The sequence below is a fragment of the Thermoactinomyces sp. CICC 23799 genome (assembly GCF_016055145.1).
Lineage (GTDB): Bacteria > Bacillota > Bacilli > Thermoactinomycetales > Thermoactinomycetaceae > Thermoactinomyces > Thermoactinomyces intermedius.
This window is the reverse complement of record NZ_JAECVV010000003.1, coordinates 289664-302581: the sequence shown is the minus strand read 5'-3', so window position 1 is coordinate 302581 and position 12918 is coordinate 289664. Positions and strand designations below refer to the sequence as shown.

Sequence of the window (12918 nt, the reverse complement as noted above, 5' to 3'; positions counted from 1 at the left end):
AAAAGAAAAACGGATGTTTCCATCCGCAGGATCCGTGTTTTTTTTGTTTATGGTTTTAACCAACCTTCCAGCGTCAGCAGGTATTCTTTAATATGGAGGCCGCCTCCGTATCCGACCAGCGAACCGTTTGAACCGATGACCCGGTGACAAGGGATGACGATGGACAACGGATTTTTATTGTTGGCACCGCCCACCGCCCGGACTGCTTTCGGCGACCCGATGGCGGACGCGATCTCTTTGTAAGTCCGGACTTCGCCGTAGGGAATGGTGGAAAGCTGCCGCCAAACCCTTTTTTGAAACGGGGTTCCGTACAAATCAAACGGGATCTCAAAGGTCTTCCGGGTTCCCTGAAAATATTCATCGATTTCGTCCATATACGGGAGCAATGCCTGCTCGTTCTTCTCCAGCGTGTAATGGCGAAACCAATGATTCAACCAGATCTCGGCTCCCAAAACGGGATCGTTTTGTTTGCAAAAGTCCAAGTAAATGAGTCCCCGCTGATTCGCCAACAGGGTGATCAAACCGACCGGACTTTCCATATGACTCCAAACCAAATGTTGCGTCCCTGAGGCCATGAAATAAACCTCCCATCCGGGATTTCGTCACTTGACAAAAAACATCTTCAGATTATAGACGAATCGATTTGCAAAATGTTGCAAGAAAATAAATTCATATGCAAAGGGATGCTGCCGTCATCAAAAAGGAATACCCACCATCGCATCTTCCGGATGATTGAAACCGGAGATCCTTAAAAGTCTGTTTCGTATACATTATTCTCTCGTGTTTAGAATGAATTCTCTTTATCTGCAAAAACTCCTCTTTCAAGAAACAACCGGGTTCCCGGCAAAGAATTCCAGGCCTTTGTCAATTTCCCGCAAAACTTCCGGATCGGTTTCTTTTTCTTTGGCTCCAAGTAATGCTTCTTTCGCTTCCTCTCCCCCGATTTTGCCCAACGCCCATGCTGCCGTTCCCCGGATCACCGGTCGCGGGTCTTCCCGAAGCAACCGGATAAGATCGGGAACGGCGGAACGATCCCTGAAGTGGGCCAAAGCCAAAATCGCATTTCGTTGGATCGGTTTTTTCCCCCGCCATGAACCGGCCATCGATCCGTACGTTTCCTTAAACTCCCGGTTGCTGATGGAAAGCAGCGGCTTCAAAAGCGGCTTCACTTTTTCCGGATCCGGGCGGAATTCCTGTTGATGGTCAAAATCGATCTTCCGGTTTTTCGGGCAGACGATTTGGCAGGTATCGCACCCGTAAAGACGGTTTCCGATTTTCCCCCTGTATTCATCCGGCAAAAAACCTTTCGTCTGGGTGAGATAAGCAATGCAGGATTGGGCATTCAGTTGCCCCGGTTGCACCAGCGCCCCGGTCGGGCAGGCATCGAGGCAAAGTGTGCAATCGCCGCATCCATCCGTCACCGGTTCATCCGGTGGGAGGTACACATCGGTGATCATTTCCCCCAAGTAAACCCAGGAACCAAATTCTTCCGTGATGATCGCGGTGTTTTTTCCGCTCCAGCCGATGCCTGCTCTTTCTGCCACGGCCCGGTCCGACAACGCGCCGGTATCCACCATGATCATGGTCCGCGCTTCGGGCACCCATTCTTTGAATGCCGCTTCCAATTGGCGGAGCCGTTCTTTTAACACATCATGGTAGTCCTGCCCCCAGGAAGCCCGGCAAAAGTACCCCCGATAAGCCCCTTCTTCCGAACGCGGGGCATTTTTTAGCCGGGAGGGATAACTCAGGGCAATGGCAATGATTGTTTTTGCTTGAGGAAGAGAGCGACCGGGATCCACCCGTTTTTCGATGTCCGGCTCTTCAAAACCGGATGCATATCCTTTTTCCCGGCTCTCCTTCAGTCTCTCCTTGAGCTCTGTAAACGGATCGGCGCTGGCAAACCCGATTTTGTCGATTCCGATTTCCTTTGCTTTTTCCTTCAACCGTTGCTTCAATTCCTCTGCATTCACCTTTCTCACCCCCTTTTTAACCTGTTATTATATCACTGTTATCTATCCATTTGATCCATCAGTTTATTCCATCACTTGGGTACAGCCGCACGGGCCAGTTCATCGCAGCGATTGTTCCACGTCACATTGCTGTGCCCTTTGACTTTGACAAACTCCACGTCATGCTTTTCCATCAGCGCAAGCAATTTTTTCCACAGATCTTGATTTTCCACCGGTTTTTTCCCGGATGTCATCCAACCGTTTTTTGCCCATTTCTCATACCATTTTTGTTGTATGCAGTTGACAATGTATGCACTGTCTGAATGCACTTTGACACGGCAAGGTTCTTTCAGCCGGGATAACGCCTCAATGACGGCGGTCAGCTCCATCCGGTTATTGGTGGTCACTTCCTCGCCACCGGAAATTTCCTTATGGTGTTCTTTATACATCAATACGGCCGCCCATCCCCCCGGGCCGGGATTGTGGGAACAGGCCCCATCGGTATAGACAATCACTTCTTTCAACGCCCATTCTCTCCTTTGACCGCCAGCGTCCGCATCCGGTTGACGGCCGCTGCAATTTCGTATTTGCGGGGAAGTGCCAAATCTCCGGGATGCCCGCGGAACGGGGAAATCCAGTCCAATCCTTTTTCCTTGATTTCCGATTCGATTTCCTCCAGCAATTGCCGCAATGATTTCCTGCCATCCGCGCGCTTTCCGAGCAAACGCAAAATTTGGGCGATGGCGCGGGTTTGGCTGGGATCGACCAACTGTTCCAAGCAGGTCAGATCAATCGTGCCGGAACCCAAAAGAATGCTTTTCAATCCTTTGGCTTCCGCCTTTTCTTTCCGACCCTTTCTTGCATCGAAACTTTTGGCAACCGGATTGCGGTGGGAAATCTCCCCGAAGGACTCGCCGCCTTCCAGTGCTCTTCCCGATTGATGGACACCGGCAATCTCTTTGGCCTGACGGGTCACATCATACGGCAGGTAATGATCCATCATGATCACATAATCCGCCACATCGAAATAATCCCCGGATCCGCCCAGGACCAAAATGGTGGACACCCCGTTTTCTTCATAAAGCTGGCGCACTTTGTCAATGAACGGGGTGATCGGTTCTTTTCCTTTGGCCACTAGGGACTGCATCCGTGCATCCCGGATCATAAAGTTGGTGGCACTGGTATCTTCATCCACCAACAGGCAGGTGCTTCCCATTTCCAGGCTTTCCATGATGTTGGCCGCTTGGGAAGTGCTTCCGCTGGCATCTTCAGTGGAGAATTGATCCGTGTCTTTGCCCAGAGGCAGCCGGCTGATAAACGGGGAAATGTTCACCTTTTCCACCCGGCGTCCGTCTTCGGCCCGAATCTTGACGGCATCTTCCACGGTGATCACATATTCCCTTCCGTCTCCGGCAACATGGTTGTACACCCCGCGCTCAATGGCCTTGAGCAAGGTGCTTTTTCCGTGATATCCCCCTCCCACGATGAGGGTGATGCCTTCGGGAATCGCCATGCCGGAAATCGGCTCGCCGTGCGGCACCGGTATCACCGCTTGCAATGACTCCGGTGAGCGGAACGGAACCACTTGTCCGCTTTTTAAGGGGCGGTTGCTGATCCCGCTTTCACGCGGCAAAACCGCTCCATCCGCCACAAACGCAACCCACCCGTTTTCTTTCAGCGCTTTGCGGATCGCCTGCTGGTTGTCTGTCAGTTTCATCCGGTCTTCAATCTGTTTTTTGTCCGTCTCTGACAGCTTCATTTCACGGACAATCCGGGGCAGGAAATCAAGCAGCATTTGTTCCGCCTGCCTGCCTAAAACCGTTCGTCCCCGGGCCGGCAATCCGATATGTATCCGGGCTTCCATATATTCCGGTTCCACCACCACGGCCGTTCTCTCCAAAATTTCCTGTCCCGGCCGATCCATGGTCATCAATCCGCTTTTGCCCGTTCCGGAAGCTTTAAACGAATACTTGCCCAACTCACGCGACCATTTCCGGGCCAACCAGTCTTCCAATGCCACTTTTCTCTCCCGTGTTTGAATCCAGGACAGATCGACGGGAACCTCTTTCCGCTCCAATCGCACCCGCACTCGGGACGGAGTGGCAAAAGGATCTCCCTGAACATAATCGATAAATAATTGAAAATCCGGAAATTGATACGTTCCTTGCAAGTCTTTGTAGGCTTTGTACCCTTTTCCGTCAATGCGTTTTAAAATTTGGCACAACTGTTTCATTGCGGTTCACCATCCTCATGCTCGTCCTGTCTTGAAACGTTATTTAACAGTTTTTTGTATACATCCCGGATCTGCTTGAAATCTTCCCAAGACTCCCTTTTGGCACTCGGGTTCCGGAGCAGATAGGCCGGATGATAGGTTGGCATGAAAAGCACCCCTTTGCGCCGGACCCATTTCCCCCTGACGCGGGTGATCCGGGCAGACGGGTCAATCAGAGCCCGGGTGGGTGCTGCACCTAACGTAACAATTATTTTTGGACGAATCAATACAAATTGTTGCCGTAAAATGGAAATACATGTATTCATTTCTTCATCCCGGGGCGTCCGGTTTCCCGGGGGACGACATTTGACAATATTCGTGATAAATATTTCTTGACGGGGAATTTCTGCCGCTTCTAAAATTTTATTCAACAGTTGTCCCGCTTTGCCGACGAAAGGGCGGCCTTGGCGATCCTCATCGGCACCCGGTCCTTCACCGACAATCATCAAAAGCGAACGGGGATTTCCTTCTCCCATCACTACTTGGGTTCTCCTTTGGTGTAAAGGACACATGGTGCACTGCTCATATCTTTTCGCCAATGTCTCAAGGTCCATTCTCTTCTCTCCCTTTTCTTCCGGTTTCTCCTCTGTCAAGAAATATGTTATACTCTTAGGAATTCCATTTCAAAAGCTTTAACAAAAACTCAACCTCCTGTTGATCTTTCTGCTTTATTCTGGGAATAGCAAAGGAGTTGAAAATCATTGGAACGATTACCTTATCCTTTTTTTGTCTCAGATATTGACGGCACCCTGCTTGACGATAAAAGACAAATTTCCAAAGCCAATAAAAATGCCATCACTTCCTTCCAGAAATCAGGGGGCGTTTTCACCCTCGCCACCGGAAGAACATACTTGGAAGCCAAACGGTTTATTGAAGAATTGGAGATTCAGGTCCCTGTCATTTTGTGCAACGGCGCCGCCATGTACGATCCGGTTTCCAACAAACAAATCCCGGTCAAAACCTTTGAGCGCCAAATGATTCTCCAACTGTTGGAAGAATGGAAGAAAACCATTCCGCCCCAAGTGGACATTTTTGTCTACGGGTTGGACCGGGTTTACGGGACCAAAATCGGGTATGTGACCCAAGCCAGCATCGACGAAGGATTTGAACCGGAAATCATCTCTTCTTTTGACAAATTGCCGGACATTCCATATTTAAAATTGGTGGCGATCGCCGAAAAAGAAGAGATGAAGTCCATGCTTGACTGGTCCAAACAACGGGCGGATGCATTCCCGCTGGATTGCATTTTGTCTTCGGATGAATACTTTGAAATCCTGCCTTCCGGAATCTCAAAAGGAAATGCCGTGTTGCGACTGTTGGAAAGCATTCACCTCCAAGCCGGTCAAGCCGCCGCCATCGGAGATCACTTGAATGACTTGTCCATGCTGGAAATCGTCGGTTTGCCGGCCGCTGTGGCCAACGCCCATCCGCTCGTGTTGCAACAAGCCGCGGTCCATGTGCCGCCGCATCACCAGGACGGGGTGCAACATTTCATCCAACACCATTTGCTTCCCAACAAAGCCAAAGCATCGTTATAGAAAAGAGAGACGACAGGCTGACACGGAAATCCTGTCGTCTCTCTTTTGGTTTCAATTCTTTAACGCGAAAACGGTTTGTTCCCAAACGGGACAATCCGGTATTCATCCAGAAAAGCTTGCATTTTGCCAACCTCCTGAGGGGTGACGGCCACGGCGATATAGCCGTCCGGCCTGACAAGAAAAACCGAGTTTTTCTGAATGCCCGACCGGCCCACGTCCGGCGTCCATTTCACTTCATGCAAAGCCAATGCGTTCTTTTCTGCAAACTTTCGCAGGGACGGGGTGGTTTCGCCATAAAGATGAAGTTGCCAATCCACTGATTGCAATGGCTTAAAATTGTCCCCGCCGTCGGTTTGCACCCATGGCAAACGGTCGCCACCATGGATGGTTCCGATTTTTCCGGCGCTGAGCAAACTGCCCCGATAATGGATTTGTGTTTGGGACATGGTTTTAAAAAGCTTTTCTCTGACCCCCGGAAATTTTACCAGTTTGGGCAGGATATGCGGGATGATCACTTCTTTGTAAATGGCAGAAGCCAGGCCTTTTCCTTCGATCACCTGAACCAATCCCTTAAAGAGACGGTCCGTGGTGGCGACCAAGGTTTTGGCAAAGCTCAACCGCTCCTCTTCATACGAATCCAAAATCCGTTCGGCCGCTTTCTTTTGCAAAACCGCGGCAATCTTCCATCCCAAGTTCATCGCATCCCCGATGCCGGTGTTCATGCCTTGTCCCCCTGCCGGACTGTGAATATGCCCCGCATCCCCGGTCAAAAAAACCCGGCCGACGCGAAACTTTTCACTGACACGGTGATGGACTTTGTAAGAAGAGTACCAGTTGACTTCTTCGATTTTTACCGGCACCATTTTCTCAATATACGGAATCAGGGGATCCAATGCAGAAGGAATGCCCCGGCTTAAAATTTCTTTATCGCGGAGCGTGAGTGCCAGGCAAAACTCTTTGTCTGAAAATGCAGGGCCCATTCCCGGCAAAGGATGTTTGGTTTTGACATCTGCCACAAAAAAGACTTGCTCGTAAGTTCCGCCCGGAAAGCCGAGTCCCAACGCTTTTCGCACCGTGCTGTGCGCTCCGTCACACCCGCACACATAATCATAAAAAAGCTCCTCTTCGCCCCCTTGTCTTTGGATGGTGACATGAACCCGGCCATCCGTTTCCTTTAAATCCAACAGCCCGGTTTCCCATTCGACCATGACGCCTTTGGCTTGCAAATATTCGATTAATATGGCTTCATGCTCATCTTGAGCGAGGCTTAAGAGATAAGGATAAGGACTGATGTGTTCCGCCAGTTTCTCGCCCAATTCCACCCGGGATACCCGTTTGGCATCTTTAAAAATTTGTAACGCGGTCGCCTTGATGCCGGCTTCGATCAACCGGTCCGCCAGACCGAACTGGCTGTATAATTCCAAAGTTCTGGCATGAACCGCCATGGCTCTGGAAAGCGTGCCCGGCCCCCGGTTTTTATCAATGATCCGAAAAGGAATCCCTTGTTTTTGAAGCGCAACGGCCAGTGCCAAGCCGGTGGGGCCGGCACCGACAATGAGGACTTGGGGTTTCATTCCTTTCCCTTCTTTCCGCTTAAGATCGACCAATCCGCTTGTCACGACGCTTTTTACTTCCTGTATAATAAACAACAGGTTGTTCATTTTCATTATAATTTTGGGATTTTATCCGTAACAATAATCAAAACGGCGGAACCTGTCGCTTATGGAACACTTTTTGACTCCGTGTCGTCCAAAAAGCAAAGGAGGAACCCGATGCGAAAAAATCAAGCGGATCTGCGTGTCGTCCGAACGCGGAAAATGATTAAAGAGGCATTTGTGGAATTGATGGAGGAAAAAGGCTTCGACGCCATCACCGTGAAAGACATCGCCACGAGAGCCGGCATCAACCGGGGGACCTTTTATGCACACTATCAGGATAAATTTGATCTCATGGACAAATACCAGGAAGAAATCCTGACGGAGATCACAGAGATTGCCAAGCGCAATCTGCCGAATACCCTTTCCGAAATCAATGCTTCATCCCCCACTTTAAAACCGGTGAGCACAGTTGTTTCCATTTTGGAATATATTGATCAAAATCACCGGTTTATGAAAACGTTGTTGGGCCCCAAAGGAGACTTGGCGTTTCAAAACCGATTGAAAAAATTCATGTGGAATGCACTCATCAAAAACAATCCAAACTCTGTCTTAAAAGAAGAAAATTTGCTGGTTCCGGGACATTACCTGGTGTCTTATATTGCTTCCGCCCATATCGGAGTGGTTCAACAATGGTTAAACAGCGGCAGGAAAGAATCCCCGGAGGAAATGGCGCGCATCTTATCCACCATCACTGTGAACGGGCCTTTTTTTGCCGCCGGTTTAAAAAAAGCTTGACCTTCCGGAACCTTCCTTTTCCAAGCAAATAAAAAGCGCAGGTCCTCTCCTCAAGACCTGCGCACATACCATGAATCCGTCCAGATATCGTTGGTCGGGACGACAGGATTCGAACCTGCGACCCCCTGGTCCCAAACCAGGTGCTCTACCAAGCTGAGCCACGTCCCGCTGACTGGTCGGGATGACAGGATTCGAACCTGCGACCCCCTGGTCCCAAACCAGGTGCTCTGCCAAGCTGAGCCACATCCCGATAATTCGGTTATTTTATGAACTTAATTTTCAAACGACGAGGTCCATTTTAACATGCCATCCTTTCCAATGTCAATCCAATTCTTTCTGTCCGGATGCCGGAACGGTTGCCTTCAAAATGCAAAAAGACGTTCACGGAAGCATCCGTGTGAACGTCTCAAAAAAATCCTTTCTCTTATGATTTGGAATCATCTTTGTACCATTTGCTTTCCGTGGTGGGATCATTGATAATCCCAAGCGCCACCAGAATGGCGATAATCAGATCCACAATCGTGTTCCCCTCAGGGAGCCCCAAGTCAAAACCGGCATACCGTAGCCCTCCGGCAACAAATGCCAACAATGATAACCAGAAACCATAGTTGCGAAACCGAGTCAACCAATCCATCCCGATTCGCCCCCATTCCCTGAATGTAAGCCGGCTGAAAAGCCAGCTTCAGCATCATCATATGCAGGGAAAAGAAAAACATTTTCTGATCAATACCCATTCGGTAAAAAAAGACGTCCGTCCAAGATCCACCGGAATCCCTCCGCGGGCGCCAACTAACTTCAGCCCGGATCATCAAACAAAAAAACGGCTTCCTGATGCAGGAAACCGTTTCGCTTTGGTGCCGAAGGTGGGAGTCGAACCCACACTCCATAAAGGAACACGATTTTGAGTCGTGCGCGTCTGCCAATTCCGCCACTTCGGCATGATGGGTGATGGATTGAAAAATTTCAATCTCGCTTGGAACGATTTTTATTATATACACTTTATTCTCGAATGTCAAATAAAATTTTTAGAGAATCCCGGACACCAACCGAAGATCCACAAACCGCGAAAAACCCGGATAAACAGCGGGTTTCGGCCCACCCTTCCGGTTCGTCCCCAACCGGCTCCGGCTATTTACGCAATATTAAAAATATATTTTTTGGGCAGTGTCACCTCATGCCGTTCCGTCACCGGGCAGACGCTTTATTCAGCTTTTCCGCAAGGTGGTGCAAAGCTTCATCATCGCCATATTCGACCGGATAGACTTGGCGATCGTTGTTGTAGTAAGTGGCGACTCTTGACTGATCGTAATATGGATATTGCTTCCACAACCAGTTCATGTTTTCGATAATATCGCGTTTATGCCCTGCGCACCAAACGCCGGCATGATACAAACCGACCTTTTGCTCATAAAATTGTTCCCGATTCAGTTCCCCGCTAATCCTCTTGACGTAAAAATCAACAGACCGCGGCGGAAATCCCAACGCAAGACCCAACATGCGATGAAACGCTTCGCTGTCGCGGGAAAGGTTTTTGACTTCTTTGGCAAAACCGTCATGCGCCGGCTCATCCCGGAAGAAAATGTCATAGCCGGGATGAACCGAATAGCGCGGGAACTTTTCGAGTTTTTTCAATAGATCGGGCGACACTCGGGACAAGCATTCATAGCACGACGGCTTGATCCCCGCAAGAAAACTTTCAGCCGGCATCCATCCATGAACGATCCCCCCCGGTTAGTTTGGCTTTCTGCAGACGGTACCATCGTTACGATGCATTTCATAGTCGAAACCATTTAAAATGCAGCGCTTGTCGAGACGGCGTTGTCTCACATGAGCAGGCACCCGAAAGGCCTGCTCATGTTTTTCTGGTCCAGATTAACAATCAACGACCAACAAGGTATGCGGATGTTGAGACCGATATTCCTCTTTCCACCCAAGATTGATCTTCTCCCATGTCTTTCCGACGTCGACAGACCGGAAAAGCCCCAAATTGTTCAACGCGTAAAAAACGCCGGATTCCGACGGGTCGTTTGCCAATGCAGAAATCAGCATTCCTTCCGGTCCTGGCAAGCCGTCAACCGCTTCCAGCCAACGATCCCCTTCTTTTCGATAAATTGTGGAAGAAGCCTGTTCCATTCTGGCGTGGTGAGCGTGATTCGGATGGATGGAGGCAGAGACAAGCACCCAATCCGGTTTTTTGGCATCGACCGCCATACCATATAAATAAGGATGTTTCAGGTCTTGGCCCAAAGGAATCCAAGATTGGCCCCCGTCACGGCTTTCCATGTAGCCGCAACCTTCCCGGAACAATCCATCGCCGCATGCCGCATACAAACGATCCGGTTGCCCGGGATGCATCAACAGGGTATGGGCGTCCAGCGGGCCTTGAAATTTTTTGTCTTCCCAGGTTTTTCCCCCGTCCAGACTCCGCAGCACGGCGCCAAACTCGATCGAAACATAAATCCGCTCCGATTGCTCCGGATCCGGCGTGATCCAGCGGACATGATGCGTGTGCGGCCGGGGAGGGAAACTCCAAGTCCGATGCGATGGCACGAATTTCATCTCTTTATGTTCCCGCCAGGTTTTGCCTCCGTCTTCCGATGAAAATAGCGCACTCGGTTCGGTTCCGACATACACCATTCCGTAACCATTTTCTTTTTGATGAGGACTCACCGCCACGGCTGTGATTTTTTCATAAAGGATTCCTTTTTCTTTTAACGGCTCAAAATAATCACATCCATCCCCGACCGGGTACCATGAGTCGCCAAAATCGTCCGAACACCACAAGCCGCGGCCGAACGTCCCGCAGTACAACCTCTCCGGCCGGAACGGATCTTGGGCAATGCAAGTGGGTTGCATCCCTTTGAGACGCGAAGTTGTCCCGGCACTTTCCCCGTCATCCAGGTCTGCCACCAATAATTCCCGTTCCATCCCCAGCAAAAGTCGCTTCATTCACCGATCCCTCCACACACTTTGTTTTATGGATCAAACCTGATGGATCCGTATTTTCTTTTCCCGGTCATATAAAAAATAAAAGCTTGCCAACCCGTCAAAAACCATTGTCAGCAAGCTTTTCCACAAGGTACCACCTTCTGATTCAAAGGTTTTCAAAGCATCTATGAAACAAACGTAAGCCCCCTTACTGACTTATTCGCAAACCGGTTGAAATTTCAGTTCCTCTTTTTCCAAATTTATTTCATTCGCTCAATATGCGCCTGAAGCTTTTCTTTCGGCCAGATCACCTGGATAAACTCGGACTCTCCCACCAGCGCCTGGTCATGTTCGGCAATCACATCGCACACCACTTTTTGCGGAGTCCATTCTTTGACTGTGGCCACAAACGTGACGGTTTTCCCGACCGGGGCCGGCGAGCGGTGGCGGACATTGATGGAGGCTCCGATTCCTTCTTCCCCTTCTTCCAAAAACGGCTCGATAACTTTTCTTCCGACCCATTCCATATAATAAACCATGGACACGGTGGACAAGACCGGATGAATCATTTTGCCGTCAAACGAAGCAACCATCTCCTCCGTCACCGTCACGATCATTTTTTCCTGGTATCCCCGGTGAAGACCCGGTTTCATCAAACAACCCCCTTCAACATGGAACCCGGTTCCTGCCAAGATCCATCTTTTTTTTTGCTTCTTCCCCGTCCCGTCCTTTATGTCAACGCGCCGGATCCGGTATTTCCCCTTGTTCCCGGTTTGCCAGTCCGTCCAGAAACAAATCCATAAACCGGTCGGCGATCTCCTCCGGCGGCAATTCGCCTTCGGGACGGTACCACTGATAAAGCCAATTTCCCACGGACAGGAGGAGTAACCGGACAAATTTTTCATCCACCTGCCGGAAGGCCCCCTCCTGAATCCCTTGGGACACAAGCCGGGCCCACATTTTCTCATACCGGTCCCGTTTTTCCTGAATTTCACAAAACCTTTCCTCGGACAATCCCTTCCACTCATGAAAATAAACGGTTGCCGCTTCCAAGTTGGCTTCCACCACCTTGATATGGGCAATGACCGCTTGTCTTAACTTTTCCACTGCCGGTGCATCGTTCTCGACAATGGGCCGAAGGGAATTCAAAAAAGCTTCAGCGCCTCTGTTCGTAATTTCATATAACAAATCTTCTTTCGTGCGGATATGCGCATACAAACTCCCGGATAAAATCCCGCATGCTTCCGAAATATCCCGGATCGTTGTCCCGTGATATCCTTTCCGGCTGAAAAGACGGCAAGCCGTGCTCAAAATTTGTTCCTTGCGTTCCTGCTTTGTCATGTTTCATCTCTCCTGCGAAACAAGCGCTTGTTCGCTTTCATAATAATAGAAATTTCAGATATTTGTCAAGAATCTATTTATTTTAGAGAATGTTATCCTCCTCTTAGCCTCCGGCCGGTTTCCCGATCATGCGCCGGCTTTCCCCGTCACCAAAAATGGATCTTTCCTGAAAAAGGATTTTGTCCATTTTTATCTAAGTTTTAGATAAAATGATATCCCATATTTTTGAAGCGGGAAAGAAGGGGGCACATTCGTGTTATTTAAAAAGAGATCTCATCCTGCAAGCGAAGATGCCTTTATGTCCTTTCATTTCTGGTTAACCCTGGAGGAGATCGAGCAGTTGGAAGCCATTGCACGCGACCACCAAACCGATCCGGCGGCCGTGGTGCAAAAAATTGTCAAAAAAACATTGGAACATTGGCGCCAGTTGGAAACCGAAGAGGAAGAAGAGACCGTGGAAAAATAGCGAAAAAAAACGGAAGAAAGGAACCCCTTTC

At 49.6% G+C, this 12918-nt stretch carries 14 protein-coding genes and 3 tRNA genes; 3 read left to right on the top strand and 14 right to left on the bottom strand.

All coding sequences use genetic code 11. The features are described 5' to 3' along the window. Positions 1-47 precede the first annotated feature (47 nt). The 5 genes from I8U21_RS05895 to I8U21_RS05875 all read right to left on the bottom strand — a co-directional run bounded on the left by I8U21_RS05895 (position 48) and on the right by I8U21_RS05875 (position 4775). Positions 48-575, bottom strand: coding sequence for a methylated-DNA--[protein]-cysteine S-methyltransferase (locus tag I8U21_RS05895; protein ID WP_181732700.1), 528 nt, complete (start codon positions 573-575; stop codon positions 48-50). A 246-nt stretch (positions 576-821) separates the two neighbouring features. After that, positions 822-1970 carry a tRNA epoxyqueuosine(34) reductase QueG gene (gene queG, locus I8U21_RS05890; protein WP_198053487.1) on the bottom strand — a complete coding sequence of 383 codons (1149 nt, stop codon included), beginning with the start codon at positions 1968-1970 and terminating at the stop codon, positions 822-824. 71 nt (positions 1971-2041) lie between these two features. Next, positions 2042-2473, bottom strand: coding sequence for a ribonuclease HI (rnhA, locus tag I8U21_RS05885; RefSeq protein ID WP_181732698.1), 432 nt, complete (start codon positions 2471-2473; stop codon positions 2042-2044). Beyond that, positions 2470-4182: an ABC-ATPase domain-containing protein gene (locus I8U21_RS05880; protein WP_198053486.1), complete on the bottom strand. Its 1713-nt coding sequence runs from the start codon at positions 4180-4182 to the stop codon at positions 2470-2472. The genes rnhA and I8U21_RS05880 overlap by 4 nt, the downstream gene beginning before the upstream one ends. Continuing rightward, positions 4179-4775, bottom strand: a complete 597-nt coding sequence (locus tag I8U21_RS05875; protein ID WP_181732696.1) for a uracil-DNA glycosylase — start codon at positions 4773-4775, stop codon at positions 4179-4181. The genes I8U21_RS05880 and I8U21_RS05875 overlap by 4 nt, the downstream gene beginning before the upstream one ends. A gap of 147 nt (positions 4776-4922) precedes the next feature. On the opposite strand from I8U21_RS05875, the gene I8U21_RS05870 reads away from it, so the two are divergent. After that, the gene (locus tag I8U21_RS05870) at positions 4923-5759 is read left to right on the top strand and encodes an HAD family hydrolase (RefSeq protein ID WP_181732695.1); all 837 of its coding nucleotides are present in this window, start codon (positions 4923-4925) and stop codon (positions 5757-5759) included. Between the two features lie 59 nt (positions 5760-5818). On the opposite strand, the gene I8U21_RS05865 is transcribed toward I8U21_RS05870, so the two are convergent. Then, positions 5819-7333 (bottom strand): FAD-dependent monooxygenase, encoded by a 1515-nt coding sequence (locus I8U21_RS05865; RefSeq protein WP_198053485.1) that lies wholly within the window; start codon positions 7331-7333, stop codon positions 5819-5821. A gap of 198 nt (positions 7334-7531) precedes the next feature. Here I8U21_RS05865 and I8U21_RS05860 point away from each other — a divergent pair, with 198 nt between their 5' ends. Further along, positions 7532-8152 (top strand): TetR/AcrR family transcriptional regulator, encoded by a 621-nt coding sequence (locus tag I8U21_RS05860; RefSeq protein ID WP_181732693.1) that lies wholly within the window; start codon positions 7532-7534, stop codon positions 8150-8152. Positions 8153-8243: 91 nt separating this feature from the next. On the opposite strand, the gene I8U21_RS05855 is transcribed toward I8U21_RS05860, so the two are convergent. From I8U21_RS05855 to I8U21_RS05820, 8 genes are all read right to left on the bottom strand, one after another. After that, a tRNA-Pro gene (locus tag I8U21_RS05855) sits at positions 8244-8320 on the bottom strand. Positions 8321-8325: 5 nt separating this feature from the next. Beyond that, positions 8326-8402, bottom strand: a tRNA-Pro gene (locus tag I8U21_RS05850). A 174-nt stretch (positions 8403-8576) separates the two neighbouring features. Then, entirely contained in the window at positions 8577-8786 is a 210-nt protein-coding gene (locus I8U21_RS05845) for a phage holin (protein WP_181732692.1), read from the bottom strand. Between the two features lie 218 nt (positions 8787-9004). Continuing rightward, positions 9005-9090: transfer RNA gene (locus I8U21_RS05840), tRNA-Leu, on the bottom strand. Between the two features lie 247 nt (positions 9091-9337). After that, positions 9338-9784, bottom strand: a complete 447-nt coding sequence (locus tag I8U21_RS05835; RefSeq protein ID WP_181732691.1) for a hypothetical protein — start codon at positions 9782-9784, stop codon at positions 9338-9340. A 240-nt stretch (positions 9785-10024) separates the two neighbouring features. Next, positions 10025-11101: a WD40/YVTN/BNR-like repeat-containing protein gene (locus I8U21_RS05830; RefSeq protein ID WP_198053484.1), complete on the bottom strand. Its 1077-nt coding sequence runs from the start codon at positions 11099-11101 to the stop codon at positions 10025-10027. Positions 11102-11340: 239 nt separating this feature from the next. Beyond that, on the bottom strand, positions 11341-11733 hold the full coding sequence (locus I8U21_RS05825) for a thioesterase family protein (RefSeq protein ID WP_198053483.1): 393 nt from the start codon (positions 11731-11733) through the stop codon (positions 11341-11343). 82 nt (positions 11734-11815) lie between these two features. Further along, positions 11816-12421, bottom strand: coding sequence for a TetR/AcrR family transcriptional regulator (locus tag I8U21_RS05820; RefSeq protein ID WP_181732688.1), 606 nt, complete (start codon positions 12419-12421; stop codon positions 11816-11818). Between the two features lie 253 nt (positions 12422-12674). On the opposite strand from I8U21_RS05820, the gene I8U21_RS05815 reads away from it, so the two are divergent. Further along, positions 12675-12887 carry a hypothetical protein gene (locus tag I8U21_RS05815; RefSeq protein WP_181732687.1) on the top strand — a complete coding sequence of 71 codons (213 nt, stop codon included), beginning with the start codon at positions 12675-12677 and terminating at the stop codon, positions 12885-12887. Positions 12888-12918: the final 31 nt, after the last annotated feature.

Excerpts from the sequence above, each read along its gene's own strand:
- I8U21_RS05845 (WP_181732692.1), bottom strand. The coding sequence starts at position 8,786 with ATGGATTGGTTGACTCGGTTTCGCAACTATGGTTTCTGGTTATCATTG.
- I8U21_RS05860 (WP_181732693.1), top strand. The coding sequence starts at position 7,532 with ATGCGAAAAAATCAAGCGGATCTGCGTGTCGTCCGAACGCGGAAAATG.
- I8U21_RS05875 (WP_181732696.1), bottom strand. The coding sequence starts at position 4,775 with ATGGACCTTGAGACATTGGCGAAAAGATATGAGCAGTGCACCATGTGT.
- I8U21_RS05880 (WP_198053486.1), bottom strand. The coding sequence starts at position 4,182 with ATGAAACAGTTGTGCCAAATTTTAAAACGCATTGACGGAAAAGGGTAC.
- I8U21_RS05865 (WP_198053485.1), bottom strand. The coding sequence starts at position 7,333 with ATGAAACCCCAAGTCCTCATTGTCGGTGCCGGCCCCACCGGCTTGGCA.
- I8U21_RS05825 (WP_198053483.1), bottom strand. The coding sequence starts at position 11,733 with ATGAAACCGGGTCTTCACCGGGGATACCAGGAAAAAATGATCGTGACG.
- I8U21_RS05895 (WP_181732700.1), bottom strand. The coding sequence starts at position 575 with ATGGCCTCAGGGACGCAACATTTGGTTTGGAGTCATATGGAAAGTCCG.
- I8U21_RS05820 (WP_181732688.1), bottom strand. The coding sequence starts at position 12,421 with ATGACAAAGCAGGAACGCAAGGAACAAATTTTGAGCACGGCTTGCCGT.
- I8U21_RS05830 (WP_198053484.1), bottom strand. The coding sequence starts at position 11,101 with ATGAAGCGACTTTTGCTGGGGATGGAACGGGAATTATTGGTGGCAGAC.